Source organism: Brevundimonas sp. UBA5866 (genome assembly GCF_002432125.1).
Lineage (GTDB): Bacteria > Pseudomonadota > Alphaproteobacteria > Caulobacterales > Caulobacteraceae > Brevundimonas.
This window is the reverse complement of the sequence record NZ_DJFS01000098.1, coordinates 36615-61016: the sequence shown is the minus strand read 5'-3', so window position 1 is coordinate 61016 and position 24402 is coordinate 36615. Positions and strand designations below refer to the sequence as shown.

Genomic DNA, 24402 nt, shown 5'->3' with positions numbered 1-24402 from the left:
TCACACCGGCCCCCTCCGCTGCCCGTACCGCGGCGCGCACCCCAACCCGCAACGCCGAGCCGCAGGGCCGCTGGTCGGTTCAGGTCGGTGCCTTCCGCGAAGAGGCCGTCGCCCGTAACTGGCTGAACGACGTCAACCGCCGCTTCCGCTCCGAGATCGGCAATGCCCGTCAGGACATTCAAACGGCGAACGGCTGGTATCGCTCCCGATTCACCGGCCTGACGGAAGACAAGGCGAAGGCTGCGTGCGAGGCTCTGGCGGCGCGGCGTGTGACCTGCATGGTGGTTCAGCCGAGCTAAGTCCCGCCCGGCTCACCCACCAGCCCCGCTCCATCCAACCTCAGGCTCGGGCTTGACCGGCAGCGCACTGGCGACGGCTGTGGTCTGGCTGCTATGACACGTTTCGGAACACAGGGAGAAATCCATGAGCCTGCACGGCAGCTATGACAGCGAGAACGTCTTCGCCAGGATCCTGCGCGGCCAGATCCCCAGCGTGCCGGTCTGGGAAGACGACAAGGTCTACGTATTCATGGATGCCTTTCCCCAGAGCGAGGGACACACGCTCGTCATCTCCAAGACATCCCAGGCCCGCAATATCCTGGAGATCGAAGCCCCGGCGCTGAACGACATTACAGCTGCTGTCCAGCGCACGGCCCGCGCCATCGAAAAGGCGCTGTCTCCCGACGGCCTGATTGTCACCCAGTTTAACGGTGCCCCCGCAGGACAGACGGTCTTCCACCTGCACTTCCACATCATTCCGCGCTGGGAAAACAGAAACATGGCCGGTCACGGCCAATCCGGCATGGCCGATCCCGAACAGCTCAAGGCCACGGCACAGCGTATTCGCGCCGCCTTGGACTGATACTCACACTGGCCCTATTGCCTTGCAGAGATTCTCTCCGCATAAGGCGGGCCGCGCCGGCGTAGCACAGCGGTAGTGCAGCGGTTTTGTAAACCGAAGGTCGGGGGTTCGATCCCCTCCGCCGGCACCATTCTCCCAGAATATGATCATAGGTCCGCCTTGCGGACACGTCCCTCCCGACATGCCCTTCATCACCTTCATCCAGCCCGACGGTAGCGAACAGGTTGTAGACGCCGACAGCGGCGCCAGCCTGATGGCCTATGCCACGCGCGACGGCGTGCCGGGGATCGAGGCTGAATGCGGTGGCGCCATGTCCTGCGCCACCTGCCACGTGCACATCCATCCTGACTGGCAGGCCGTCACAGGCCCCGCCTCGGACATGGAGCGCGGCATGCTGGACTGGCGCGACGAATACGATCCTGCCGCCTCCCGCCTCTCCTGCCAGATCATCCTGACCGACGAGATGGACGGCATGAAGGTGGCGGTGCCGGAGCAAGCTTAACTAAATATCAACCACGCCAGTCAGCTATTCCGGTATTTCAGCGTCACCGACGCTCGACTGGCGATCCTTACGAATGGTGTGGTCTATCAATTTTATTCGGACATCGACTCTCCGAATAAAATGGACTCCAAGCCTTTCTTTACGCTCGTACTCGATCATCTGAGATCGGCTGATGCTCGCATTCTTGAGAAGTTCACCAAGCACGGCTTTGACATCGACCAGATCGTCCATGAGGCGAGCCAACTCAAACTTCAATCCCAGGTACGCAAGGCCCTCGAACACGAGTTCGCTGAACCCTCCGAGGAGTTCGTCAAACTCATTGCGTCACAGGTTCACGAAGGGCGCTTCACCGCTGCCATTATTGAGCAATATCGCAACCTGCTGACGGGGACGATCAGCTCGGTGATACGCGATCTCGTCAACGAGCGCCTCTCAACAGCGCTCAATGCCTCAAAGTCTGTAGACGAGACTACCCCGGTTCTGACGGCGGAAGACGATATCGTGACCACCGAGGAGGAAATCTCGGGGTACCGCATCGTACAGGCCATCGCCTCGAAGTTTATCGATCCCAAGCGCGTCGTCATGCGCGACGCAAAAAGCTACTGCGCTGTCCTTATCGACGACAACAACCGCAAGACCCTCGCCCGCCTGCATTTCAACTAAATCACTACGAAATACGTGGGCACGTTCGTAGATAAGGCCGAAACCAAGCACCTCATCGCTGATCTTAGTGATATCTATAAGCTCACCGCCGAGATCGAAGCTCGCATTAAGGAGCTTTGCGACTAGAGTGATTTCAAGCGGCGGCCGCGCTCTTGATGGGCGCGGCCTCGTCGGCGAGGACTTCGGTGTTGACGCTGAGGGCCTTGCCGATGGCCTGTTTGCCGAACATGAAGGATTGGGGCGCGTTGACGGCCTCGACGCAGACGATGCGGTCGCCCTTCATGTGGAACACCGCGAAACTGCCGGTGTCGGGATCGCCCCGCACCACCTGCCCGTCAGAACCGAACGGCAGCCCCGCGATCTGAAGCTTGGCATCATATTGGTCCGACCAGAACCACGGCACCTCATGCACGGGTTGCGGGCGGCCAGTGATCGCGCTGGCGGCCTGTTTGGCCTGCTCCAGCGCATTGGGCACGCTCTCGAGGCGGAACATCAGATTGTCATAGTGCGGCATCGGGCGACGGGTCACATCCCCCACCGCATAGATGTTGGCCTCACTGGTGCGGGCATCCAGATCGACAAGAATACCGTCATTGCATTCCAATCCGGCATCGCGCGCCAGATCGTCATTGGCGATGGCACCGATACCGACCAGAACCGCATCGGCCTGTACAACCGTTCCATCGGCCAGGGTGACGCTCCTGGCCGAGATGGCCGTCACATCCACGTCCGTGCGGATTTCGACGCCTTCCTCGGTGTGACGGCGCATATAGAAGGCCGACAGCGTCGGAGAGGCCACACGCTGGAGCACGCGCTCCATCCGCTCCAGCACAATGGCCGAGCCCCCCAGAGCACGGGCAGAGGCGGCAGCCTCCAAACCGACATAGCCGCCGCCCACGACCACCAGCGTCTTGCCCTCTCCCAGCGAGGCCTTGAGCCGCTCGGCATCCACCGTGGTGCGCAGTTCCAGCAAGCCCTCGTCCTCACCGCCCGCGATGGGCAGTTTGCGGGCGCGCGATCCCGTGGCGATGACCAGATGGTCATAACTCTCGACCGTGCCGTCATCGAAACTGACCGTACGGGCCGCTTTATCGATGGCTGTCGCTGTCACACCGAGGCGCAGGTCGATGCCGTTCTCGGCGTAATAGTCATCGGCACGCAGTTGCAGCGAACCCTCATCGGCCTCGCCCTTGAGCCAGGCCTTGGACAGCGGCGGGCGCTGATACGGGGCCACGCGTTCCGCACCGGCCAACACGATCTGTCCCTCAAAGCCATACTGCTTCAGGAAACCCGCCACAGACCCGCCTGCGTGGCCCGCACCGATGATGACGACTTTCGACATGGAGAATCCTGCAACTGAAACGGCTTCAATCCGTGTGTGGGGATACGCCCCTGCGGGGTCAAGTCCGTGCTCCCAAACCATCGACAAAGTCGCTTTGTCGCAGGGTGATCGCGGCCCTTGTCGAAAGACCTTTAACAGTCTAGGCCAACCTTCGCCGCGCGGCTCAACGCGCCCCCATTCAGACAGATATGCCTGACGATAAAAACAAGCTTGGCCACAAGATCGGCAACCGTGGCGCACGTACGCGCCGCGCCATTCTTGATGCCCTGCGCCGGCTGTTGAACCAGCATCATCTGGGCGAAATCCGCCCTGCCGATGTCGCCGCCGCGGCGGAAGTCTCGGCTCCGACCTACTACACCTATTTCAAGACGGTCGAAGAGGCGGTTCTGGTGCTGTGCGAAGAGGCCGCCGAGGATTTCCAGGGCCTGGCCAAACACATCCATGCCGACTGGTCGGGTGATCGGGCTTTCGAATGCGTTCGGGCCTATGTGCGCGAGGTCCTGGCCCTTTGGGATGACCACGGGCCGGTCCTGCGGGTCGAGCACATGCTGGCCGACAAGGGCGAGCCGGGCTTTGCCGAAACCCGCATCAAACGCCTGCGTCGCCTGCACCTCGCGCTGGAGCGGCGCATTGCCCAGGCCCGCTCCAACGGTCTTCATCCGGTCGGCCTCAATCCGCGCCTGACCTCCTACGAGACTGCAAACCTCGTGGAATCCGTAGCGGCGGGCTTTGGCCTGATGCGCCGTGCCGATACGCCCGAGGCCATCATCGATACCACCACCCACATCGTCATCAAGCTGACGACAGGCCGATAAAAAAAGCCCCCGAAAATCTTCGGGGGCTTTTTCTGTACCGGACCTGGCCCAATCAGCCCGCGCCGAGGGCGACGGCGACATTGTAGGTGATAAAGGCCGCCAGATAGGCCAGTGCGAACAGATAGACGACAAAGATAGCCGTCCACTTTTTCGATCCCGTCTCGCGCTGGACCACGCCGATGGTCGGCAGGCATTGCGGGGCAAAGATGTACCACGCCAGGAAGGCCAGACCCGTAGCCAGCGACCAGTCATTGGCCAGAATGGAAGCCAGCGTACCGACATTGTCCTCGGCATTGGCGACCGAATAGACGGTGCCCAGCACGCCCACGGCCACTTCGCGCGCGGCCATACCCGGCACCAGGGCCACCACCATCTGCCATCCGAAACCGATCGGAGCAAAGATGGGTTCGAGGAATTTGCCGATCATGCCCGCGAACGAATAGTCGATGTCCGGTCCGGTCGCGCCTTCCGGCGGATAGGGGAAGGTCGACAGCGCCCAGACGATCACCATCAGCGGCAGGATGATCTTGCCCGCACGGTTGATGAAGATTTTCGCGCGCAACCACAGGTTCATCAGCACCGACTTCATGTCGGGGATCTTGTAAGCCGGCAGTTCCATCATGAACGGCTCGACCATACCGCGCCAGAAGATGCGGCGGATCACCACCGAAACCAGCAGTGCGCTGACGATACCGGCAGCGTACAGGCCGAACATCACCAAGCCCTGCAACGAGGCCCAGCCCCAGACCTTGGTGTCAGGGATAAAGGCCGCAATGATGAGGGTGTAAACCGGAATCCGCGCCGAACACGTCATCAGCGGCGCGATCAGGATTGTGGTCAGACGATCGCGTTTCGAATTGATCACCCGCGTGGACATGATGCCCGGAATGGCGCAGGCGAAGCTGGACAGCAACGGGATGAAAGCACGGCCGTGCAGCCCTGCCCCGCCCATGATCTTGTCCATCAGGAAGGCCGCGCGGGCCATATAGCCCAGATCTTCCAAGATGATGATGAACAGGAAGATCAGCAGGATCTGCGGCAGGAACACCAGCACACTGCCAACACCGCCGATCAGACCGTCAACCAGAAGGCTGCGCAGAAGATCGTTACCCACTGTGGCACCGATCCATTCGCCCAACAGGCCAAAGCCCGCCTCGATACCGTCCATCGCGGGCGTCGCCCACGTAAACACGGCCTGAAACATGACGAACAGAATGCCCAGCAGAATGGCCAGACCCGCCACAGGATGCAGTAGTAGGCCATCCAGCTTGCCGGTCAGTGTATCCGGACGCTTGGGAGGCTTCACATAGGCCTTCATCATCCGCTCCGCCTCACGGTGGGCGTTTCGGATTTCTGCGGCCGAGGGCGCATGCCACTGGCTTTGGCTGTCGTCGGCCGCCAGCTTGGCCTGGGCTTCGATAGCCTCGATCAGTTCGGGCAGGCCGCGCTTGCGGGTGGCGACCGTGGTCACTACGGGCGCACCCAGTTCCCGCGACAGTCCGTCCAGATCGATCTGGATGCCCTGGCGCTGGGCGATGTCATACATGTTGAGGGCCACCACCATCGGGCGGCCAACCTGCTTCAGTTCCTGCGCCAGACGCAGCACCAGTCGCAGATTGGTGGAATCGGCCACCAGCACCATAACGTCCTGCGGCGGGGTATCGGCCCTCACGCCCAGCACGATGTCGCGCGTGACCTCTTCGTCCAGCGAGCGGGCACGCAGCGAATAGGTGCCCGGCAGGTCCGTGACCGTCAGAACGCGACCGTCCGCCGCCTGGACGCGGCCTTCCTTGCGTTCGACCGTGACGCCCGCATAGTTGGCGACCTTTTGGTGCGATCCCGTCAGGGCGTTGAACAGCGCAGTCTTGCCGCTGTTCGGATTGCCGATCAGGGCAAACCGAACCGCTTTGGATTGATCCGGCATACTCAGGCGGCCTCGATCTCGATTGTCAGATTCACCGCCTCGTGACGACGCAGCGCCACGCGCATGTCGTCCACCTTGATGGCAATGGGATCGCGGCCGAACAGGCCTTCATGCAACAGCTCGACAGACGCCCCCTCGACCAGTCCCAGTTCCAGCAGACGGCGCTCGAGTTCAGCCTCGTGTTCCTGATGCTGGCTGTGGTCGCCCACTTGCACGATGACGCCGCGGTCCCCTCGCCGCGCCTCACTCAACCTGATGGTTTTGGACATTTTTCTCTGTTCTGGCAGCGCCTGGCGCTTACTCGGGCGGTTTTGATAGTGATTATCACCTACGTTAGCCCGACGTCCAGTAACACGCGCTGTAACATTCGTGGAACCCGCCGATTTATCCCCGAAAGCGTGGGCATTCTGTCCCGTTTGGCGAACTGCGGCTTTCCACTAGAGTGGACGCAGAGTCATAGAGGTCTGCATGTCGCCGAAATCGAAATCCGTTTACCTGATCGCACCGCTGGCCGGTGCCTTGGTTCTTGGCCTGTCGGCCTGTGGCTCCGAGCCCTCGGCCAATGATGCACCGGCCAAGCCCGCCAAGCCGGAACTGGGCGAGGCGGAAAAGCTGGCGCTGCTGGCCAGCCTTCCCGCGCCCTACAATGCGGGTGATCTCGACAACGGCCGTCGTGTATTTGCCCGCTGCCGGTCGTGTCACACCATCACCGATGGCGGTCCGAACATGACCGGCCCGAACCTGTACGGCCTGTTTGGCAGCACGGTCGGCACACATGAAAAATACCGCTACTCGGAGGCCCTGAAGACCGCAGACTTTGTCTGGGATGCCGAGAAACTGGATCACTGGCTGGAACGCCCGCGTGACTTCCTGCCCGGCAACAAGATGAGCTTTGTCGGCATTGCCGCCGAGCAGGACCGACGCGATGTCATCGCCTTTCTGAAGGTGGAAACCGGTTACGGGGCTCCGGCAACGCAAACACCGGCAGTGAACTGAACCATCGATCAGTGCCGGAACTAAAAAAGGGCGCTCCGAACAGGAGCGCCCTTTTCTGTCAGTGGCCCGGCGTCATGTCCGGTTCGCGGCCTGCGGCCTTTTCTTCGGCTTCCCACTTCTCGATCAGTCGACTGGTATATTCCGGCGACCGCGTGAAGCGGGCCAGAACGCCATAGATGACCGGCACAACGAACAGGGTCAGCAGCGTGGCGAACAAGGCCCCGCAGAAGATCACCGAACCGATCGTCTGACGGCTGCCCGCACCGGCACCCTGCCACAGCATCAGCGGCAAGGCCCCGAAGGCCGAGGCCAGCGAAGTCATGATGATCGGGCGCAGGCGCAGAGACGAAGCCTCTACGATCGCTTCGCGGACACTGCGGCCCTGGTCACGCAGCTGGTTGGCGAACTCCACGATCAGAATGCCGTTCTTGGCCGCGATACCGACCAGAATGATCAGACCGATCTGGCTGTAGATATTCAGGCTGGAACCGGTCATCAGCAAACCGAACAGCCCGCCCGCCGCCGCCAGCGGCACCGTAAGCATGATGACCGCAGGTGTAATCCAGCTTTCGAACTGGGCGGCCAGCACCAGGAACACCAGCATCAGCGCCAGAATGAAGGCCCACATCACAGCGCCGCCCGCCTCGGCCTGATCGCGTGCCGTGCCGCCCCAGCGGATGTTCACCACGCCCTGGGGTTGTTTGGCCGCCTCGTCGGTCAGGAACTGAACGGCGTCTGCAATGGTCATGCCGGGCGTCAGGTCTGCCGCAAGGGTGATGGCGCGCTGACGGTCAAGTCGGCGACGGTCAGGCGTATCGCCCGAGGTCTGCGTCGTCACCACCGACGACAGGGGCACCAGCTGGCCCGAACCCGTCGAGACATAGAGCCCCTCCAGATCCGAAATATTGCGGCGGTTGTCGCGGTCGGTTTGCAGGATGACGTCATATTCCTGACCACCCTTGATATAGGTGGTGGCACGACGCGAACCGAACATGGTTTCCAGGGTGCGGCCGATCTGCTGGCTGGATACGCCAAGCGCGGCGGCCTTTTGCGGATCGACATCCACCAGCAGGCGCGGCGCGTTCGGCTCATAGTTCAAGCGCGGACGCGACAGCCTGGGATTGGCCTGTGCCGCGGCCAGAACCGGCTGCAGCCAGTTGTAGATCTGGGCATAATCCGTACCGGTCACGATCATCTCGACAGAGTTGCTGCCGCCGCCGCCACCGCCGCGCTGGAAGGCACCGGGCGTGGAAGCATTGACCTGTGCGCCGGTCTGGCCGCGCAGACGACCGTTCAGTTCCTGCGCGATTTCGGAGGCCGCACGGTCGCGTTCGGACCAGTCGGCCAGATTGAGGATCACATTGCCCGAGTTGAACGAGCCGCCGCCAAAGCCCGGCGAGGTGATCAGGTAGTTATTGACCTCTCCGCTCTCGCGGTAATCCTCGAAGATCGGCTCCATGCCCAGCAGGATTTCGCGGATGTAGTCATAGCCCGCCCCTTCCGGACCCGAGACACGCACCATTACGCGGCCACGGTCTTCATCGGGCACCAGTTCGCTGGGCAGCAGCAGGGCCATGCCCACACCACCGGCACCGATCAAGACAACCGCCGCCACAACCCCGCCAATCGCCAGACGCCGTCCCATCAGCATGTTCAGCGAGTTGACGTAGGAGTTTTTCAGCCTGTCCATCGCATAATCGACCTTGCGGCCCAGCCAGCCGGTCGTGGTGGTCGGGCGCAGGATCTTCGACGACATCATCGGCGACAGGCTGAGCGCGAGGAAGGCCGAGAAGAAGACGGCCGCAGCAATCGCCGCCGCCAGCTCCACGAACAAACGGCCCACATAGCCCGGCAGGAACATCAGCGGTGCGAACACCGACAGCAGCACGATTGTGGTTGCCACAACGGCGAAGAACACCTGACGGGCCCCGCGCTCGGCGGCGACCAGCGGCGGCTCGCCCTGATCCAGACGGCGCTGGATATTCTCGACCACCACAATGGCGTCATCCACCACCAGACCGATCGCCAGCACCAGTGCCAGCAGGGTCAGCAGGTTCAGCGAGAAGCCCAGCGGAGCCAGAACGATGAACGTCGCCAGCAGACAGATCGGGGCCACCACCGACGGCACGATGGCCGCGCGCAGACTGCCCAGAAAGACGAAGTTGACCAGCGCCACCAGCGCCATAGCGATGCCGATGGTGATCCACACCTCGTCAATCGCGTGGGACGTAAAGACCGAGTTGTCAGAGCCGACTTCCAGCGTCGTACCCGCCGGCAGGCTGTCCTGAACCTCGTTCATAAGTTCGCGGACACCGGCGCTGATCTCAAGGTCGTTCGACTGGGCCTGACGGGTGATGGCAAGACCGATCTGGTCCACGCTGTTGCCGCGGAACAGACGGCGGTGCTCGACAGGACCTTCTTCCACGCGGGCGATATCGCCCAGGCGCGTCACATAGGTGGCCTGTCCCACCAGTTCGCCAGCCGCGGTCGAGGCCGACCCACGGGTGCCAATCGGCAGGTTGGCAAAGTCCTCGGGGCGCGAATAGTTACGCGCCACGCGGACGGTATAGTCCTTCTGGCTGGCTTCCAGCGAACCGGCGGGCAGCTCTACGTTCTGGCTCGACAGCGATTGCTCGACATCGGTCACCGTCAGCCCGCGCGCTGCGAGGGCCTGCGGGTCCAGCCAGATACGCATGGCATAGGTCTGGTCGCCGAAAATATTCACCTGCGCCACGCCCGGCACCGTCGCAAAACGGTCCACCAGATAGCGGTCGGCATAGTCCGTCAGTTCAAGACGGTTCAGCGTGGTCGAACGCAGGAACAGGATCATGATCGGCGACGAGTCGGAGTCGGCCTTCGACACCGTGGGCGGGTCGGCCTGATCCGGCAGACGCCCCATCACCCGCGAGACGCGGTCACGCACATCGTTGGCGGCATCGTCGATATTGCGGTCGAGAGAGAACTCGATGTTCACGTTCGAACGGCCGTCACGGCTGGTCGAGGTGATGCGTTCCACACCCTGGATACCGGCAATCTGCTGTTCGATCGGTTCGGTGATCCGGCTTTCGATAACCTCGGCAGAGGCACCGGCATAGCTGGTGCTGACCGACACCACCGGCGGATCGACGTCAGGAAGCTCGCGGACCGGCAGCATGAAGAAGGCCGCCACGCCGATCACACACAGCACAATGGCCGCAACCGCCGCAAATACGGGGCGGCGGACCGAAACATCCGACAGCATCATCGTGCAGCAGCCTTGGCCGGGGCCGCGCCCGCTGCGGGCGCAGCGCGACCGCGTCCGTTTCCACCGGTACCGGCCTCACGAACCGGAGCGCCCGGTTGGATGCGGTTCAGACCCGATGAGACGATACGGTCGTTCCCGCCAAGTCCCGAAACGATCTCGACAAAACCGTTTTCGACCGTTCCCGTTTCAACCTCGACGCGCTGGGCGATGGTGCCGTTATCCGCACCGGCCAGACGATAGACAAAGGCCCCCGCCCCTTCGTACTGGACCGCCGCTTCCGGCACGGCCAGCGCCTGACGCTGGCCGCGTTCAACGGCCACACGCATCATCATACCCGGACGGATACGACCACCGGGATTGGGGAACTCGGCCCGTGCCGTCACAGCGCGGGTCTGTTCGTTCACACGCACATCCATCAGGGCAATACGCCCCGAAAAAGTCTCGCCCGGATAGGCATCCGAGGTGGCGGTCAGCGGCGTACCGGACCGCAGATTGCCGAGATAACGCTCAGGCACCGCAAAATCGACACGCACGCTGCTGAGGTCATCCAGGGTGGTGATTACGGTCCCGGGACTGATCAGGGTTCCGGCGGTAACGGTGCTGAGCCCCAGCACGCCCGAGAACGGCGCACGAAGCACACGGTCGCCACGACGGGCCTCCGCGGCGGAAACCGCAGCACGGGCCGTTTGCAGGCGGGTTTCGGCCTGTTCGGCCAGAACGCGCGGGGCCACGCCACGCTCGCTGAGGATTTGATAGCGGTCGTATTCACGCTGCGCCTGCGTCAGCTCGGCACGGGCGCTGATGATAGCCGCATCCTCCTCACGGGCTTGCAGTTCGACCAGCGCCGTACCGGCGGCGACCTGCTGGCCGTCGGTGAACAGCACGCGGGTGACCAGTTCGGACGTGGAGGAAGTGATGTTGACCGAGCGCAGGCTGCGGGCCACGCCCAGCACCTTGAGCTGGTCGGCGAACTCGCGCGAAATCGGCGAGGTTACGGCCACTTCCTGACCACCACCGCGACCGCCACGCCCGCCGGGACCACCGGGGCCGCCCTGGGCGTCATTGCCGCCAAGCGTGATCTTCAAAAGAGCTGCAACAAGCATCAGTGCCACGACAGCACCGGCCACAATAATGAAAAAATGGCGCTTAAACACGCTCAAGACTCTCCCCGACGAACTGCGGTTTCGCATAGCGCCTGTGGCGACAGACGCAATTGAATCTCAATTAACGCGGGGAATACGCTTTTCCGTCGATTAAAAACGTCTCCACAAAGCCACAATGGGACCATCACCGGCATTGACCTTGCGGCCGGCTACGGTGGCCCTCCAGCCGAGTTGGGCCGACCATGCGTCCCAGTGGCGCACGGCCCCGATTTCCGCCGTCAGCCAGCGCGCACCTTTATCACCGGCCTCCTCATCACCCTGACCGGCATATATCTGGGATAAGAGCGTATAATCGTTAGATAAATGAACCCCGGCAGTGGCCTCGACACGCGTGTCGTCAGACAGGCTTTCGCGCCATCGGCGGGCCAATTGGACCTCGACAAACTTGGCTCGCCTGCCCTTGGTGAACGTGTGGCCCGCCAGTAGCCTGATATCCAATTCCTGCGCACCCTCGCCCGGCGATCCCCATGCGGCATTTCGCCCTTGGCTGTCCGAGACATAGGTTGACTGGACCGAGGCGACAGTCTGGCCGACGGACAGAAACTGCCAGCGGGCACCGATTTCTGTCGGACCGATACCGCGGTACGAGCGCACGCCGTCGTCCGCATCCTGCCAATCCGTTTTGAGCAGCAACGTCACCCGCTCGCTCAGGCCATACTCAGCCCACAGCGATACGACATGATCCACGCGCTCATGCTCCTGCATGAAACGGTCGCCGTCGGCATCAAAACGATGGATCGACCAGACCGGCTCGTATTTGACGATCAGCTGCCCCTGCCCCTTGGACTGGTTCCACGCGCCCGCCCGAACTGGATCCGCACCGAATGCCAGCACCGCCCCCAGCAGTGCAGAACACCACACCCCCCTGCGGTGTTTCATCAGGCATCGTAACCCGGCGACCGTCGGTCCAGCATGCGCAGTGCCCCCGGCCAGGCCAGGCTGGACACCATGCCGATGCCCTGTCCCTGATAGCGCGTCTCCTCCTGGGCCGCGTCCGGCGCATGCAAGACGTTTTCGACACCTGCCGAAAGCGCCGCGATCTGCTGGGCGCAGGCCCGTTCCAGGAAGAAGATGCGGACCCATGCCGCCGCGGCCGTCTCTCCGACCGTCAGCGTTCCGTGGTTTCTCAGCAGCATCATGTTCTTGTCGCCCATATCGGCGACCAGACGCTCACGCTCGTCATGATTGAGCGCAAGCCCCTCATAGCCATGATAGGCTACATCGTTCTGGAGCAGGCAGGCGTTCTGGCTGAGCGGCAGAAGACCATGTTTCTGGCCCGCCACGCCCACACCGGCCACGGTATGCAGATGGATGACGAAGTGGGCATCCGGGCGCGCGGCGTGGACGGCGGAATGGATGGTGAATCCTGCCGGATTGATGAAGCTGTCCGTTTCCTGGACGACGTTGCCGTCCAGATCGACCTTCACCAGGCAGGACGCGGTCATTTCCTCGAAATAATACCCGTAGGGATTGATGAGAAAGTGGGTTTCCGGGCCCGGCACGCGGGCGGATATATGGGTGAAGATCATGTCGTCCCACCCGTTCAACGCGACCAGCCGGTACAGCGCAGCCAGTTCCACCCGCGCGCGCCATTCCCCTTCTGAAACCGTGCTTCGGATGGTCGAAATCGCACCGTCGGCCATAACCGGACCTCCTATTGAAATATAGGTGAACAGTGTTCTGTGTTCTTCATGGCGTCAAGCCTCGGAAAGCTTTACAGTTAACCATGCTTTCACCGCCCGAATCGTAGCGTCATTCCCTGAACCTCGGAGTTTCGCGCGTTTGCCGTCCTCGACACCGCCATCATCAAAACCGGTTGATCCCCGCTCGCTGGACCAATTGGTTGTGGCGATAAGGTTACAGCCCGCGCCAGACCAGACGCGGTTGGTGATGACCGTTGCCGACCTCTATTCCCGACCGGACATCGAAGGTCCTGCTCTCGACAGGCTCGAGGCCATCTTCGTCGAGCTTGTGCGCACGGTCGAACAGCAAGTCCGGCGCGGCCTTTCCGAGCGCCTTGGGGCCTCCGACTGGCTGCCCCACCGACTGGTGCAGCTGCTGGCCAGCGACGAGATAGAGATCGCCCGCCCCGTCATCTCGGCCAGCCCGCTGTTGACCGACGAGGACCTGCTGAAACTGCTGGCCGAATGTTCGACCGAGCACAGACTGCAGGTCGCCCTGCGCCCCGGCGTCGGTCCTGTTGTCAGCGAAGCCATACTCAACACCGAGGAGCCTCTCTTGCTGGCGGCCCTGGCGGCAAACACCTGCGCTGTCCTGCCTCCGGACGGCATGTCACGGCTGGTGTCGGCCTCCGAACATGTGGTCAGTCTCAGACAGCCCTTGATCGACCACCCGGCCCTGACCGAGGAACTGGCCGAGCGTCTTTACGTCTGGGTTGGCGACGTGATGCAGCAGACCCTGTGCGCCCGCTTCCCCCATCATGCCGAACAGCTGAAACAGGCCATCAGCGATACGGTACAGACCCTGAATGACGCCCGTATCGCCCTGAAGCTTCACGACAGTGGCCGTCTGACACCTGCCAGCCTGCTGCGCTTCCTGCGCGAAGGCCGACATGGTCTGTTCCTGAACGGACTGGCCTTGCTGTCCGAGATCCGCGTGGACGAGGTGCGCATCATGATTTCGCGCCCGTCAGCACGCCAATTCTATCTGGTCTGTCTTGCCGCCGGTATCGATCGCGCAGCCTTCCCCGACGTTCTGGACGGTCTTCGCCGTTCAGGAATGAACGTACCGCCGCCCCTGATCGAAACCGAGCTGCGGCTTGGCGAACGCGACCGCTATCAGGCCAAGCTGGAACTGCGCGCCTTGGTGGACAGTCTCGGCACTTTTCCGATCATCCACTAGATGTCAGTACTATTTGACAGCCAGCCCAAGCTCGGCTTGCCTGTAGGGGTGACTCAGAACGCTCCTCTCCCGACCCTGCATTTCGTCGCCAGCGATCGCCCCGAAGCCCGCGAGGCATGCAAACGCCTCGAGGCACGCTATGGCGCGGTCCCTCTGGAGCAGGCTGACGTTATCGTGGCGCTGGGCGGTGACGGCTTCATGCTGGAAACCCTGCACACCAATCTGCATTCGCACAAGCCGGTTTACGGCATGAACTGGGGCTCGGTCGGCTTTCTGATGAACGACTTCGCTGAGGAAGACCTGCCCGCGCGGGTCGCCGATGCGGATCGCACCGTCATCCACCCCCTGCAGATGGATGCCTGGGTACAGACCGGCGAGGTCCACAGCGGATTGGCCATCAACGAAGTCTCCCTACTGCGACAAACCCGCCAGACAGCCAAAATCCGCGTCACTGTGAATGACCGGGTGCGTCTGGAGGAACTGACCTGTGACGGGTGTCTGGTCGCCACCCCCGCCGGATCCACGGCCTACAATCTGTCGGCGCACGGCCCGATCATTCCGCTGGATGCGCCCAGTCTGGCCCTGACCCCGATCAGTGCCTTCCGTCCGCGCCGCTGGCGCGGGGCGCTGCTGTCGCATACCGCCCGTGTCCGCTTCGATGTGCTGGAGGCCGACAAGCGCCCGGTTTCGGCAACAGCCGACAATTTCGAAGTGCGCAATGTCCGCACCGTCGAGGTACGCGAGCGTCGCGATATCAGCCTCGTCATGATGTTCGATGCGGGCCGCACCTATGAGGAGCGCGTGCTGGCCGAACAGTTCGCTGGCTAAGCTTACAGAAATTCTTAAGCCCGCTGGGCCATTGATTGTCAGGTGGAAACTGTAAGGATTGCGCCCGTGGCCCAACCGCCCGAATTGATCCGACGCCCTAACGCTCTGCGAAGCAAGCTTGGCGGGGGTTTTGGTGGCATTGATGCTGCGGCTGTTGCGCGCGCCGAAGAGGCTCTGAAGGCCCTCTCCAGCCAGTTCGACCAGTGGCTGCAGGACGAGATCGTCAAGCTGGACACGGCCGAGGCCGATATCCGCGCCGATGGCTACACCGAAAAGACAGCAGAGTACCTGTACCTGCGCGCCCATGACCTGAAAGGCCTGGGCACAACCTATCAATATCCGCTTGTCACCCGCATCGCGGGCAGCCTGTGCCGCCTGATGGACGATCCGTCACGCCGGATGGTGGCCCCGTGGCCCTTGGTCGAAGCCCATATCAACGCCATCCGCGCCGTTGTCCGTGACAGGATCCAGGCCGAGGACCATCCGGTCGGGACCGAGCTGGCCAATGCCCTCGAGGCCGAGGTTCGTGCCCTCGGCCTGTAATGTTTCAGGCGACGCGGCTCCTGAGTGCCACAGTGTCCGCTGAGGGCACCATATCCAGGCGCTCCATCAGATAGTCCAGATCGGCCCGTCCGAGGGTGTGTAGCTGGGTCATGAAGCGTTCCAGCATCCGCTGCCGGAACGCCTCGGCCTCCAGATTGGCCCCTTCGGCCTGTATCTCGCGCCATGTGTCCACGGCCGAGCGGAAGGCGGCAAACAGTCTGGGCGGCATCCCTGCCCGATCATAGATGGCACGCAGCCCCAACGGCCCCGCATCATGGATCATCAGCCACGCGCGATGGTGCGGCACATGGGCCAGCGCCGACAGTCCATGCTCGAACAAGGCCATTTGCCCACGGGCCACCGCCCTGAGCAGCAGCGAAGGCGTCAGAGCCTTGCGGGCATAAAGCCCCTGCACGAACTCGGGCAGGTTCTTGCTGCGAAACGCCTCGTCGATCAGATCCAGCGTCGCGCGCTCGCGTGCAAAGTCTGAAAGACGCACCGCCGTGGACAATGGCACCTGATGGCGTTCGATGAGGTGATGCTTCACCCTCTCGCTGGCCACAACCACCAGACGGTCCACGATGGACGGCGGCAGGATATGACGGTGCGCCAGATAGGTTACGAAGCCCTCGTCATGGGAGAAACGGTCAACCGCCAGACCCATCGCCCATTCCGAAAAATCGGCATTGTCATTGGCCGCAAGTGCACGAACAGCCTCGACGACAGCCTCGCCAGCAACGACTTCGGCCACATCGCGGCTGAGCGCGGGACGTGAAGCCACGGCAACCTGGGCATGGCTACGACCGGCCCGTACAATGGCGATCAGGTCATCATCCGAAAAAACCGGCGAGTTGCTGATGAGCGGAATGGCAATGGTCTCGACATCCTCGGCCATTCGCAGAGCCACATCATGTGGCATCAGGTCCGATGATCGAAGCGTAATCGCCAAGGCCCGCCGCACCAGTTCGGCGACATCGCGCGAAAGGAAGGCGATAATCTTTTGTGCCGCCGCGCGCTCCTCGGGGCTCAAATCAAGGCGCAGCATGCTGCGGCAGAGTTTGTGGGTTGCGGTGGCGCGCTCTTCTTCGACGTCCGAACGTATCAGGAGCGTCAGATCACTGTCGCTTAAAGCCAAGGCTTCATGGGTCATGATACCGCTCTCACACGGAAGGATGGGATCAAACCCTACCTTACCGATAACCATGTTAAGCGGTCGTTACGATTTGATACAGATAAAAACCTTAGTTTCATCTGTATCAAATCGGGACATTACGGGGCCTTGGCGCTATCGCTGAACGCCCCGCCAAAGTGGGAGCCGCCGTCCTGGCTCAGCAACAGCGACAGCAGTCCCTGATCCTGTTTCAAACGGTCCATACGTGCGGCCAGGGCCATGTCCTTGGCATCCATTGACGGCATGGCCGCAGCCTTGGACGGGTCCGGGGAAATGGATACAGAGCCGCCCGCCGTGCTCTGGAGATTGGCATAGACCTCGGCCACGGTCGCGGCCCTGCCCTGCCTGTAAAAGATGGATCGGTTCGCCGCCGCGGCTTCGGGAAACAGCGACGCGGCACTGCTGTTGGGGGACGAACGCATCGCCTCCATCAATTTGGCCGCGCCGGCAGGGCCCAGAAAATGCGCGGCGTACAGATCGCCCCCATTGGGCGTCATCCCTGTGCGCCCCCTGAGATAGGCGGCGTTGGATGCCGTCAGCTCCGCCGCCATGACCGAGGCCGCCTGAGGATCGAACCGCAGGTCCAGCACCACATTGCGGGCCGATCCCCTCACCTTCCAGCGGCCGTCGTTCCCCTGATAAATCAGGTCTGCATACTGGCCATAGCCATGCTTGGCACCATGCTGTTTGACGGTTGCCAGCCACGTCTGCTCGATGAACTGGAACAGGCCCGACGCCGATGAAGTCGGAGCCTTGGCGTCCGGGTTGAATCCGCTTTCACGACGCGCCGTCTTCATCAGGAAATCGAAATCGACTCCTGTCGTGGCAGAGGCCCGGCGAATGGCCGCCTCTACGCGAGATGAAGAAGGAATCGCGGTGACGCTCATGAAGTAACGGTCGCTAACCAAGGTTAACAGAACCCTAACACAGGACCGTGACCATTAACGAATCGGTATCTTCCCGACCAAGGTCGGCCACTTGTCCACAAAACGACGTAATTCAGGAAGCACCTTTGCCATAGGGCCCGGGGGGGCCTGCGATTGGAGGCGCAGATCATGATGATGATGACACGTGCCGCTGGCGGAGCCGACCTGTCGGCCCTGCTGGAGCCGAGACCGACTCAACTGTCTTCGCGCAAGACGTGGATTGCCGTGCTGTCTGTAGCACTGGCGGCTCACGTTGGCGTCGGCCTGTTCCTGTATCACCAGAAGTTCGAACTCGCGATGACGGCATCCGATGTGACCGAGGTGCCGCCTACAACGGTCATTCTGGATCGTCCGATCATCATACCGGAAACAAAACCGGAAACGCCGCGCCCCGCGGCGGCCCCTCCGCTGCACTGGCCGGACAATGTCATCGAGTCCGTAGTGCCGCCTCTGGTTGCCGTGCCGTCGCCGGTCACGACCGTCGATACGGGTCCGGTGTTCACGGTTACCGAACCGGCCACGACCTCCACACCGGGGGAAGTCGCCGCGCCTGCAGCCCCGCCAAGCAAGCCTTCGGTCATCACCAATCCCGACTGGATCAAACGCCCGACATCCGAACAACTGATGCGCGCCTACCCCGCCATCGCTTTGGAGAGGGGCCAGTCAGGCAGTGCTGATCTGAACTGTTCGGTGCGGGTGGACGGAACGCTGACCGATTGCCAGATCAGAAATGAAACGCCAGCGCGCATGGGCTTTGGCCGCGCGGCCATCAGCCTGTCGCGTCAGTTCAAAATGAGCCCGCGCACGGTTGACGGCGCCCCTGTTGACGGTGCCCGCGTGTCCGTCGCTATCCGCTTCAATGTGACGGATTAAACCGCAGAGGATCGAGGGCTGGCTCTGGCAGGGTCAGTCCCTCGATACCCGCCACCACCTGTCCGGCCACCAGCGGGGCCAACAGCCAGCCGTTGCGGCGCGGGGCCAGCGCCACATGCAGCCCATCGCCCACTGGACCTGCCATCGGCATGCCATCGGGCGATGCGCCACGGATACCCGCGCGCCATTTCATCTCGATCTCGACCGGCTCGTGTCCCAGCAGCGCCCACGCCGCGTTCATCATGCGCTCGCAGAGAGCCGCATCGGTGGCGAGTTCGCGCACACCCTCTTCCATCGTGGCCCCGACCACCGAGCCGCCCTCATAAGGGCCAGCGTTGACGGGCGCGATATAGGCCCCCGGTCCACGGATGACATGGTCGGAGAAACGCTCGTGCGTGATACCAATCTGGCCACGGATGGGCACGATCTTGCCGATCAGGTCCTTCACCGTTTCGGGCATGCCCTCGATGGCGGCTGCCGCGCCGCTGGCGATCACCATCTGCGGAGCCGAGGCCGCGCCCGTGCCGTAATCGACGGTCCAGACACCATCCTCGAACGCCACCGAACGGGCCAGCGCGTCGACACGCTCCACCCCCTCGGACAGCACCTCCAGCGCTGCCTCCGGATCCAGCTTGGCGTCCTCTTCGGTGACGATCCACTGGTGGTCGGGCATGTAGTTGTACTCGAACTCGTTGCGTTCCAGCGCGATGGCCAGACGGTCCGCCCCCTCGCCGCGCCATTCGGCGGGCATGTGCTGGAGATGAACACCCGTGCGCGTGGCAAAGTCCGCCCACAGGATGCGGCCCGCCTTCAGGATATTGGCCTGCTCGACCGACAGTCCGTCGATGGCCGTCTCGAACGCGGGCGCGATCATCCCCGCCGCCACCGCCGAGGCCGCACCGCCCCTGGGCGCGACCACCGCCACGCGATGTCCGCTCAGGCGCAGTTCCGCCGCTGTGGCCAGACCGAAGGCACCGGCACCGAGGATGATGAAGTCGAAACGGGTCATGGGAGAATTGATAAGGGGCACGGGCTGTCCTTCGACCTCCCGCGCCCCGATTTCAAGCCGTTTTTTGGTCGGACTTATTCTGCCGCCATACGCGCGGCACGGGCCTCTTCCAGACGCTTGGTCAGGGCGGCGTGCTGATCCCACAGAGCCTTCGGCAGGCGATCACCGAACTTCTCGTAGAAGGACGGGATCAGGCTGGCTTCCTCGGTCCAGACATCGGCATCGACGTCCAGCAGGGTCGAAAGCTGGGCTTCCGACAGCTCCAGACCCGACAGGTCCAGACCGTCACGGGCGGGCACATTGCCGACCGGTGTCGCGACCGCCGCGCCCTTGCCTTCCAGACGCTCGACGATCCACTTCAGCACGCGGGCGTTGTCGCCAAAACCCGGCCACACGAACTTGCCGTTCTCGTCCTTGCGGAACCAGTTGACGAAGAAGAAGCGCGGCAGCTTGGAAGCGTCCGATGCCGAAGCCCCGACCTTCAGCCAGTGACCGAAATAGTCACCCATGTTGTAGCCGCAGAATGGCAGCATGGCGAACGGGTCGCGGCGCAGCTCGCCGACCTTGTTCTCGGCGGCGGCGGTGCCTTCCGAAGCCACGGTCGAGCCGAGGAAGACGCCGTGTTCCCAATCGAACGCTTCGGTCACCAGCGGCACAGCCGAGGCCCGACGGCCACCGAACAGGATGGCGTCGATCGGCACGCCGGCGGGGTCTTCCCATTCCGGCGCGATGGACGGGCACTGTCCGGCCCAGACGGCAAAGCGGGCGTTCGGGTGGGCCGCAGGCTCGCCCGAGGCCGGGTCGTGCGGCTGGCCCTTCCAGTTGGTCATGCCTTGCGGCACTTCCTTGGTCAGACCTTCCCACCACACGTCGTTGTCGGCGGTCAGCGCCACGTTGGTGAAGATGGTGTCCTTCACCAGGGTGTCGAGCGCGTTCTTGTTGGTGTTGCGGCTGGTACCCGGTGCCACGCCAAAGAAGCCCGCTTCCGGGTTCACGGCATACAGGCGACCGTCCTGACCGAAACGCATCCAAGCGATGTCGTCACCGACCGTCTCGGCCTTCCAGCCGTCCAGCGCCGGTTGCAGCATGGCGAGGTTGGTCTTGCCGCAGGCCGACGGGAAGGCGGCGGCGACGTATTTCACCACGCCTTCCGGCGAGGTCAGCTTGAGGATGAGCATGTGCTCGGCCAGCCATCCCTCGTCGCGCGCCATGACCGAGGCGATACGCAGGGCGTAGCATTTCTTGCCCAGCAGGGCGTTGCCGCCGTAACCCGAGCCGTAGGACCAGATTTCGCGCGTTTCCGGATAGTGGACGATCCACTTGTCTTCGTTGCACGGCCAAGCGACGTCGGCCTGACCTTCGGCCAGCGGCACGCCCAGCGTATGGACCGCCGGAACGAACACGCCGTCGGTGCCCAGTTGGTCCAAAGCGCCCTTGCCCATACGGGTCATGACGCCCATCGATAGGGCCACATAGCCGCTGTCGGTGATCTCAACGCCCAGCGCCGAGATGTGGGAGCCCAGCGGGCCCATGCAGAACGGCACCACATACATGGTGCGGCCCTTCATGCAGCCGTCGAACAGCTTTTCCATGCGGTCGCGCATTTCGATGGGGTCGGCCCAGTTGTTGGTCGGGCCGGCATCGGCTTCATCTTCCGAGCAGATGAAGGTGCGGCTCTCGACGCGGGCGACGTCCTTGGGATCGGAGGCGGCATAGTAGCAGCCCGGACGCTTGGTCTGGTCCAGCGCCTTCAGCGTACCCTTGTCGATCAGGTCGGCAATGATCTGCTGCTTCTCGGCTTCCGAACCATCGCACCAGTGAACGCGGTCCGGCTTCGTCAGATTGGCGATCTGCTCCACCCAGGCCACAAGGCCCTGATGTTGCGTCGGGGCCGGATGAAGGCCGGGAATTGATTGGCTCACGTCTGCTCTCCTGGATCCTCTCCCCGGCCCGTACTCGGCCGTGGATCGCGTGCTGGATCACGCTTGGTTACGGGCGGAATGGCATTTTCATAAACGCTAGGTCAACCTCCGTAATGTCTTTCCGCAGCGCACCATTTATCAAAGGCTGTACAGGCTTACATTTTCCCGTTTTTCACGAGGCGTTTAGCTGCACGGTGGGGATAATCGGCCCATGTGGACAAGCGTGACAGTTACCGCTTGGCACAATGGCCGGTCTGGACCGCAGAGGGATTTGGCACTCCTGCAGCGCGCGAGATCACCGTTGCGACCATCACAAAACCCAGTACCACCAGCAGCGCCATCCGCAGGCCCCAGTGTTCGCCTGCAAGGCCCAGCAGGGGCGGCCCCGCCAGAAAGGCGCAATAGCCCATAACGGAAACCAGCTTCACTCGCTGTTCCGGATCGCCCGCACCCTGCCCCGCCGAAGAAATCGCCAGCGGGAAACTCATGGACACACCCAGCCCCCATGCCACGACGCCGGCAATCGCCATCCATGACTGGCTACCGAAGATGACCGCAACCATGCCGATTGCCGCCAGCACCGCGCCAAAGCCGATGACCCTGACCGGCCCCAGACGGTTCAGCACCGGCGTGCCCGCCAGTCGCCCCGTCGTTACCGAAGCGGCAAACATCACATAGACCAGAGAGGCCGCCGTTTTCGACACGCCGTACTCGTCCACCATCAGTATCGGCAGCCAGTCCGTGGCCGAGCCTTCGGCCAGCGCCACCGCCAGAACGATCAGGCCGATCAACAGCAAGCGTCCGTTGACCACCGACAGCATGGAGCCGCGCACCATGCCATCCGACGTCACCACACCTCTGCGTTGCCCCGTAGCGGGCGGCAGTTTGCGTACAAAGACCAGCACCACCGCCGCGAACAGCGCCGCGATAACCGACAGATGCAGTTCAAGCGGCACGCCAAGGCGTGTCAGCGCCAGTCCGACAAGCGCCCCGCCCAGCGTCCCCAGACTGAAACAACCGTGCAAAGTGTGCAGCACGTGCGTGCCCGTGGCACGCTCCACCGCTGTGCCTTCCAGATTGATGGCGATCTCGCACAGGCCGATGCCCAGCCCGAACAGGAACAGGCCCGCCATAGCCACATATTTGTCGCCGATAGACGTGCCGAGGCTCAGCACCAGAAGCGACAGGACCGCCGATGACATGCCGACAGCCGTGACCCTTCGTGCACCAAAATGACTGATGACCGGTCCAGCGCCCAATACGCCGGTCATGGCCCCAACAGACAGGCCGAACAGCACCATGCCCATCTCGGCCACATTGACCGACAGCATGTCGCGAATGGTGGGCGTGCGTGAAATCCACGACGCCAAGGCCACCCCCGGCATAAAAAACAAGACAAACAGCGACCACTTTATCTGGCGCATCTGTGTGGGCGGCATCGTGCGCTCCAGAACCATATGTACAAACGTACGCTTTAATGTACATATGTACACAATGGTTGCACGACAGGACACTGAAATGAACGCGCCTTCGACACGCACCCGACGCCATGACCCCAACCGCCGCGACCGCATTATCGCCTTGGCCCTCGATGTCATCGCGGAGACGGGCGTCGAAGGCGTGACACACCGCCATATCGCGTCTTTGGCCGATGTTTCACTGGGCTCGATGACCTATCATTTCCAGGGCATGGATGACCTGCTGGCATCCGCGTTCGCGCTCTATTCCCGGCAGGTTTCGGCCCACTATGCCCAGCATCTGGAAAGTGCCAGGAATGTCGATCAGGCCCGTGACGCAGTGGCCGACTATCTGTTCAGTCCCTTCTGGCAGGAAAAACGCAACTTCGTTCTGTTGATGGAGCTGTACAGCTATGTGGCCCGCCATCCGCCCATGCGCGAGCGGGTTCAGGACTGGCTCAGTGACGGCCGTGTCTTCCTGGAGCGCCATTTTGACAGCGTTACCGCCAAGATGCTGGACAGCTTTATCGAGGGCGTCACCCTGCACAGGGCCATTGATCCGGACCTTTTGGACCGCGAGAACGTACGCCGCTCCATTGAACGCCTCACATCATGAACGAGGCGGCAGTAGTCGCGCCTGCCCTTCCCGTTCTATCCTGAAGCCATGCAAACGATGGATTCCCTGGGCCTTGCCCCCACAGGCGCGCTGAACTCCCCGGCGGCAGAGCGCAATGCGCCGGCCATTCTGGCACGCCTCAAGCCCCATCTGCCTGCCAGCGGGCGCGTACTGGAGATCGCTTCCGGCTCGGGCCAACATGCCGTTGCCTTCGCCGGGGCACTGCCCGAAGTGGAATGGCACCCCTCGGACCCCAGCCCCGAAGCACGGCACAGCACCGATCTTTGGGCGGCACAGTCGGGTCTGAACAATCTGCGGCCCGCGCTGCATCTGGACATGCTGGACGAGGCCAGCTGGCCAGACGGAACCTATGACGCCATCGTGTGCATCAACATGGTGCACATAAGTCCCTGGGCCGCCACCGAAGGCTTGATGGCCCTCGCCCAAAGCCGTCTGGCACAGGGCGGGCTGCTGTATCTGTACGGCCCCTACCGCGAGCCCGACGTCGCGCTTGCCCCCTCCAATGCCGCCTTCGATGAGAGCCTGAAATCGCGCAATCCCGAATGGGGCCTGCGCGACCGCGATCAGGTCATCGAACTGGCCAAGCGTCACGGCCTGCGCTTCACGCTGCGCGCGGAGATGCCCGCCAACAACATCAGCCTGATGTTCCGGCGCTTCTGACGCT

At 62.7% G+C, this 24402-nt stretch carries 24 protein-coding genes and 1 tRNA gene; 13 read left to right on the top strand and 12 right to left on the bottom strand.

Annotation, left to right across the window (positions count from 1 at the left end):
- From B3H86_RS13195 to B3H86_RS13175, 5 genes are all read left to right on the top strand, one after another.
- Positions 1-299: SPOR domain-containing protein (locus B3H86_RS13195; protein ID WP_292054658.1), on the top strand; the 299-nt coding region annotated here is incomplete at its 5' end.
- Positions 300-423: 124 nt separating this feature from the next.
- A complete protein-coding gene (locus tag B3H86_RS13190; protein ID WP_292054656.1) occupies positions 424-861 on the top strand; it encodes an HIT family protein in 438 nt (145 codons plus the stop codon).
- A gap of 55 nt (positions 862-916) precedes the next feature.
- A tRNA-Thr gene (locus tag B3H86_RS13185) sits at positions 917-991 on the top strand.
- A gap of 51 nt (positions 992-1042) precedes the next feature.
- A complete protein-coding gene (locus tag B3H86_RS13180) occupies positions 1043-1363 on the top strand; it encodes a 2Fe-2S iron-sulfur cluster-binding protein (RefSeq protein ID WP_292054653.1) in 321 nt (106 codons plus the stop codon).
- 120 nt (positions 1364-1483) lie between these two features.
- On the top strand, positions 1484-2026 hold the full coding sequence (locus tag B3H86_RS13175; protein WP_292054652.1) for a hypothetical protein: 543 nt from the start codon (positions 1484-1486) through the stop codon (positions 2024-2026).
- Between the two features lie 133 nt (positions 2027-2159).
- On the opposite strand, the gene B3H86_RS13170 is transcribed toward B3H86_RS13175, so the two are convergent.
- Positions 2160-3368, bottom strand: coding sequence for an NAD(P)/FAD-dependent oxidoreductase (locus B3H86_RS13170; protein ID WP_292054651.1), 1209 nt, complete (start codon positions 3366-3368; stop codon positions 2160-2162).
- A 188-nt stretch (positions 3369-3556) separates the two neighbouring features.
- Here B3H86_RS13170 and B3H86_RS13165 point away from each other — a divergent pair, with 188 nt between their 5' ends.
- Positions 3557-4183 carry a TetR/AcrR family transcriptional regulator gene (locus B3H86_RS13165; RefSeq protein WP_292054648.1) on the top strand — a complete coding sequence of 209 codons (627 nt, stop codon included), beginning with the start codon at positions 3557-3559 and terminating at the stop codon, positions 4181-4183.
- A gap of 52 nt (positions 4184-4235) precedes the next feature.
- Here the strand turns inward: B3H86_RS13165 and feoB are convergent, their stop codons facing one another.
- Positions 4236-6107, bottom strand: coding sequence for a ferrous iron transporter B (feoB, locus tag B3H86_RS13160; RefSeq protein WP_292054646.1), 1872 nt, complete (start codon positions 6105-6107; stop codon positions 4236-4238).
- Between the two features lie 2 nt (positions 6108-6109).
- Entirely contained in the window at positions 6110-6376 is a 267-nt protein-coding gene (locus tag B3H86_RS13155) for a FeoA family protein (protein ID WP_292054643.1), read from the bottom strand.
- Between the two features lie 199 nt (positions 6377-6575).
- Here B3H86_RS13155 and B3H86_RS13150 point away from each other — a divergent pair, with 199 nt between their 5' ends.
- Positions 6576-7103, top strand: a complete 528-nt coding sequence (locus B3H86_RS13150; protein ID WP_292054640.1) for a c-type cytochrome — start codon at positions 6576-6578, stop codon at positions 7101-7103.
- A gap of 58 nt (positions 7104-7161) precedes the next feature.
- Here B3H86_RS13150 and B3H86_RS13145 read toward each other — a convergent pair whose 3' ends face one another.
- From B3H86_RS13145 to B3H86_RS13130, 4 genes are all read right to left on the bottom strand, one after another.
- A complete protein-coding gene (locus B3H86_RS13145; RefSeq protein WP_292054664.1) occupies positions 7162-10344 on the bottom strand; it encodes an efflux RND transporter permease subunit in 3183 nt (1060 codons plus the stop codon).
- Positions 10344-11501 (bottom strand): efflux RND transporter periplasmic adaptor subunit, encoded by a 1158-nt coding sequence (locus B3H86_RS13140; RefSeq protein ID WP_292054662.1) that lies wholly within the window; start codon positions 11499-11501, stop codon positions 10344-10346. Before B3H86_RS13140 ends, B3H86_RS13145 begins: the two co-directional genes overlap by 1 nt.
- Before the next feature lie 99 nt (positions 11502-11600).
- Positions 11601-12371, bottom strand: coding sequence for a hypothetical protein (locus B3H86_RS13135; protein ID WP_292054638.1), 771 nt, complete (start codon positions 12369-12371; stop codon positions 11601-11603).
- 17 nt (positions 12372-12388) lie between these two features.
- A complete protein-coding gene (locus B3H86_RS13130) occupies positions 12389-13153 on the bottom strand; it encodes a class II aldolase/adducin family protein (protein WP_292054636.1) in 765 nt (254 codons plus the stop codon).
- A 247-nt stretch (positions 13154-13400) separates the two neighbouring features.
- On the opposite strand from B3H86_RS13130, the gene B3H86_RS13125 reads away from it, so the two are divergent.
- The 3 genes from B3H86_RS13125 to B3H86_RS13115 all read left to right on the top strand — a co-directional run bounded on the left by B3H86_RS13125 (position 13401) and on the right by B3H86_RS13115 (position 15743).
- On the top strand, positions 13401-14372 hold the full coding sequence (locus tag B3H86_RS13125) for a DUF2336 domain-containing protein (RefSeq protein WP_292054635.1): 972 nt from the start codon (positions 13401-13403) through the stop codon (positions 14370-14372).
- A 48-nt stretch (positions 14373-14420) separates the two neighbouring features.
- Entirely contained in the window at positions 14421-15200 is a 780-nt protein-coding gene (locus tag B3H86_RS13120; protein WP_409450236.1) for an NAD kinase, read from the top strand.
- Positions 15201-15266: 66 nt separating this feature from the next.
- A complete protein-coding gene (locus B3H86_RS13115) occupies positions 15267-15743 on the top strand; it encodes an Hpt domain-containing protein (RefSeq protein ID WP_292054632.1) in 477 nt (158 codons plus the stop codon).
- A 4-nt stretch (positions 15744-15747) separates the two neighbouring features.
- On the opposite strand, the gene B3H86_RS13110 is transcribed toward B3H86_RS13115, so the two are convergent.
- Positions 15748-16893 (bottom strand): DUF2336 domain-containing protein, encoded by a 1146-nt coding sequence (locus B3H86_RS13110; RefSeq protein ID WP_292054627.1) that lies wholly within the window; start codon positions 16891-16893, stop codon positions 15748-15750.
- A gap of 119 nt (positions 16894-17012) precedes the next feature.
- Positions 17013-17801: a transglycosylase SLT domain-containing protein gene (locus tag B3H86_RS13105; RefSeq protein ID WP_292054625.1), complete on the bottom strand. Its 789-nt coding sequence runs from the start codon at positions 17799-17801 to the stop codon at positions 17013-17015.
- 168 nt (positions 17802-17969) lie between these two features.
- Between B3H86_RS13105 and B3H86_RS13100 the strand changes: the two genes are divergently transcribed.
- Positions 17970-18713, top strand: coding sequence for an energy transducer TonB (locus B3H86_RS13100; RefSeq protein WP_292054623.1), 744 nt, complete (start codon positions 17970-17972; stop codon positions 18711-18713).
- On the opposite strand, the gene B3H86_RS13095 is transcribed toward B3H86_RS13100, so the two are convergent.
- From B3H86_RS13095 to B3H86_RS13085, 3 genes are all read right to left on the bottom strand, one after another.
- Positions 18697-19722 (bottom strand): NAD(P)/FAD-dependent oxidoreductase, encoded by a 1026-nt coding sequence (locus B3H86_RS13095; RefSeq protein ID WP_292054621.1) that lies wholly within the window; start codon positions 19720-19722, stop codon positions 18697-18699. The genes B3H86_RS13100 and B3H86_RS13095 overlap by 17 nt on opposite strands.
- 74 nt (positions 19723-19796) lie before the next feature.
- A complete protein-coding gene (locus B3H86_RS13090; RefSeq protein WP_292054619.1) occupies positions 19797-21644 on the bottom strand; it encodes a phosphoenolpyruvate carboxykinase (GTP) in 1848 nt (615 codons plus the stop codon).
- Positions 21645-21874: 230 nt separating this feature from the next.
- A complete protein-coding gene (locus B3H86_RS13085) occupies positions 21875-23083 on the bottom strand; it encodes an MFS transporter (protein WP_292054616.1) in 1209 nt (402 codons plus the stop codon).
- A 79-nt stretch (positions 23084-23162) separates the two neighbouring features.
- Between B3H86_RS13085 and B3H86_RS13080 the strand changes: the two genes are divergently transcribed.
- Together B3H86_RS13080 and B3H86_RS13075 are read left to right on the top strand one after the other, a co-directional pair.
- A complete protein-coding gene (locus B3H86_RS13080; protein ID WP_292054614.1) occupies positions 23163-23717 on the top strand; it encodes a TetR/AcrR family transcriptional regulator in 555 nt (184 codons plus the stop codon).
- 57 nt (positions 23718-23774) lie between these two features.
- Positions 23775-24398, top strand: a complete 624-nt coding sequence (locus B3H86_RS13075; protein WP_292054611.1) for a DUF938 domain-containing protein — start codon at positions 23775-23777, stop codon at positions 24396-24398.
- Positions 24399-24402: the final 4 nt, after the last annotated feature.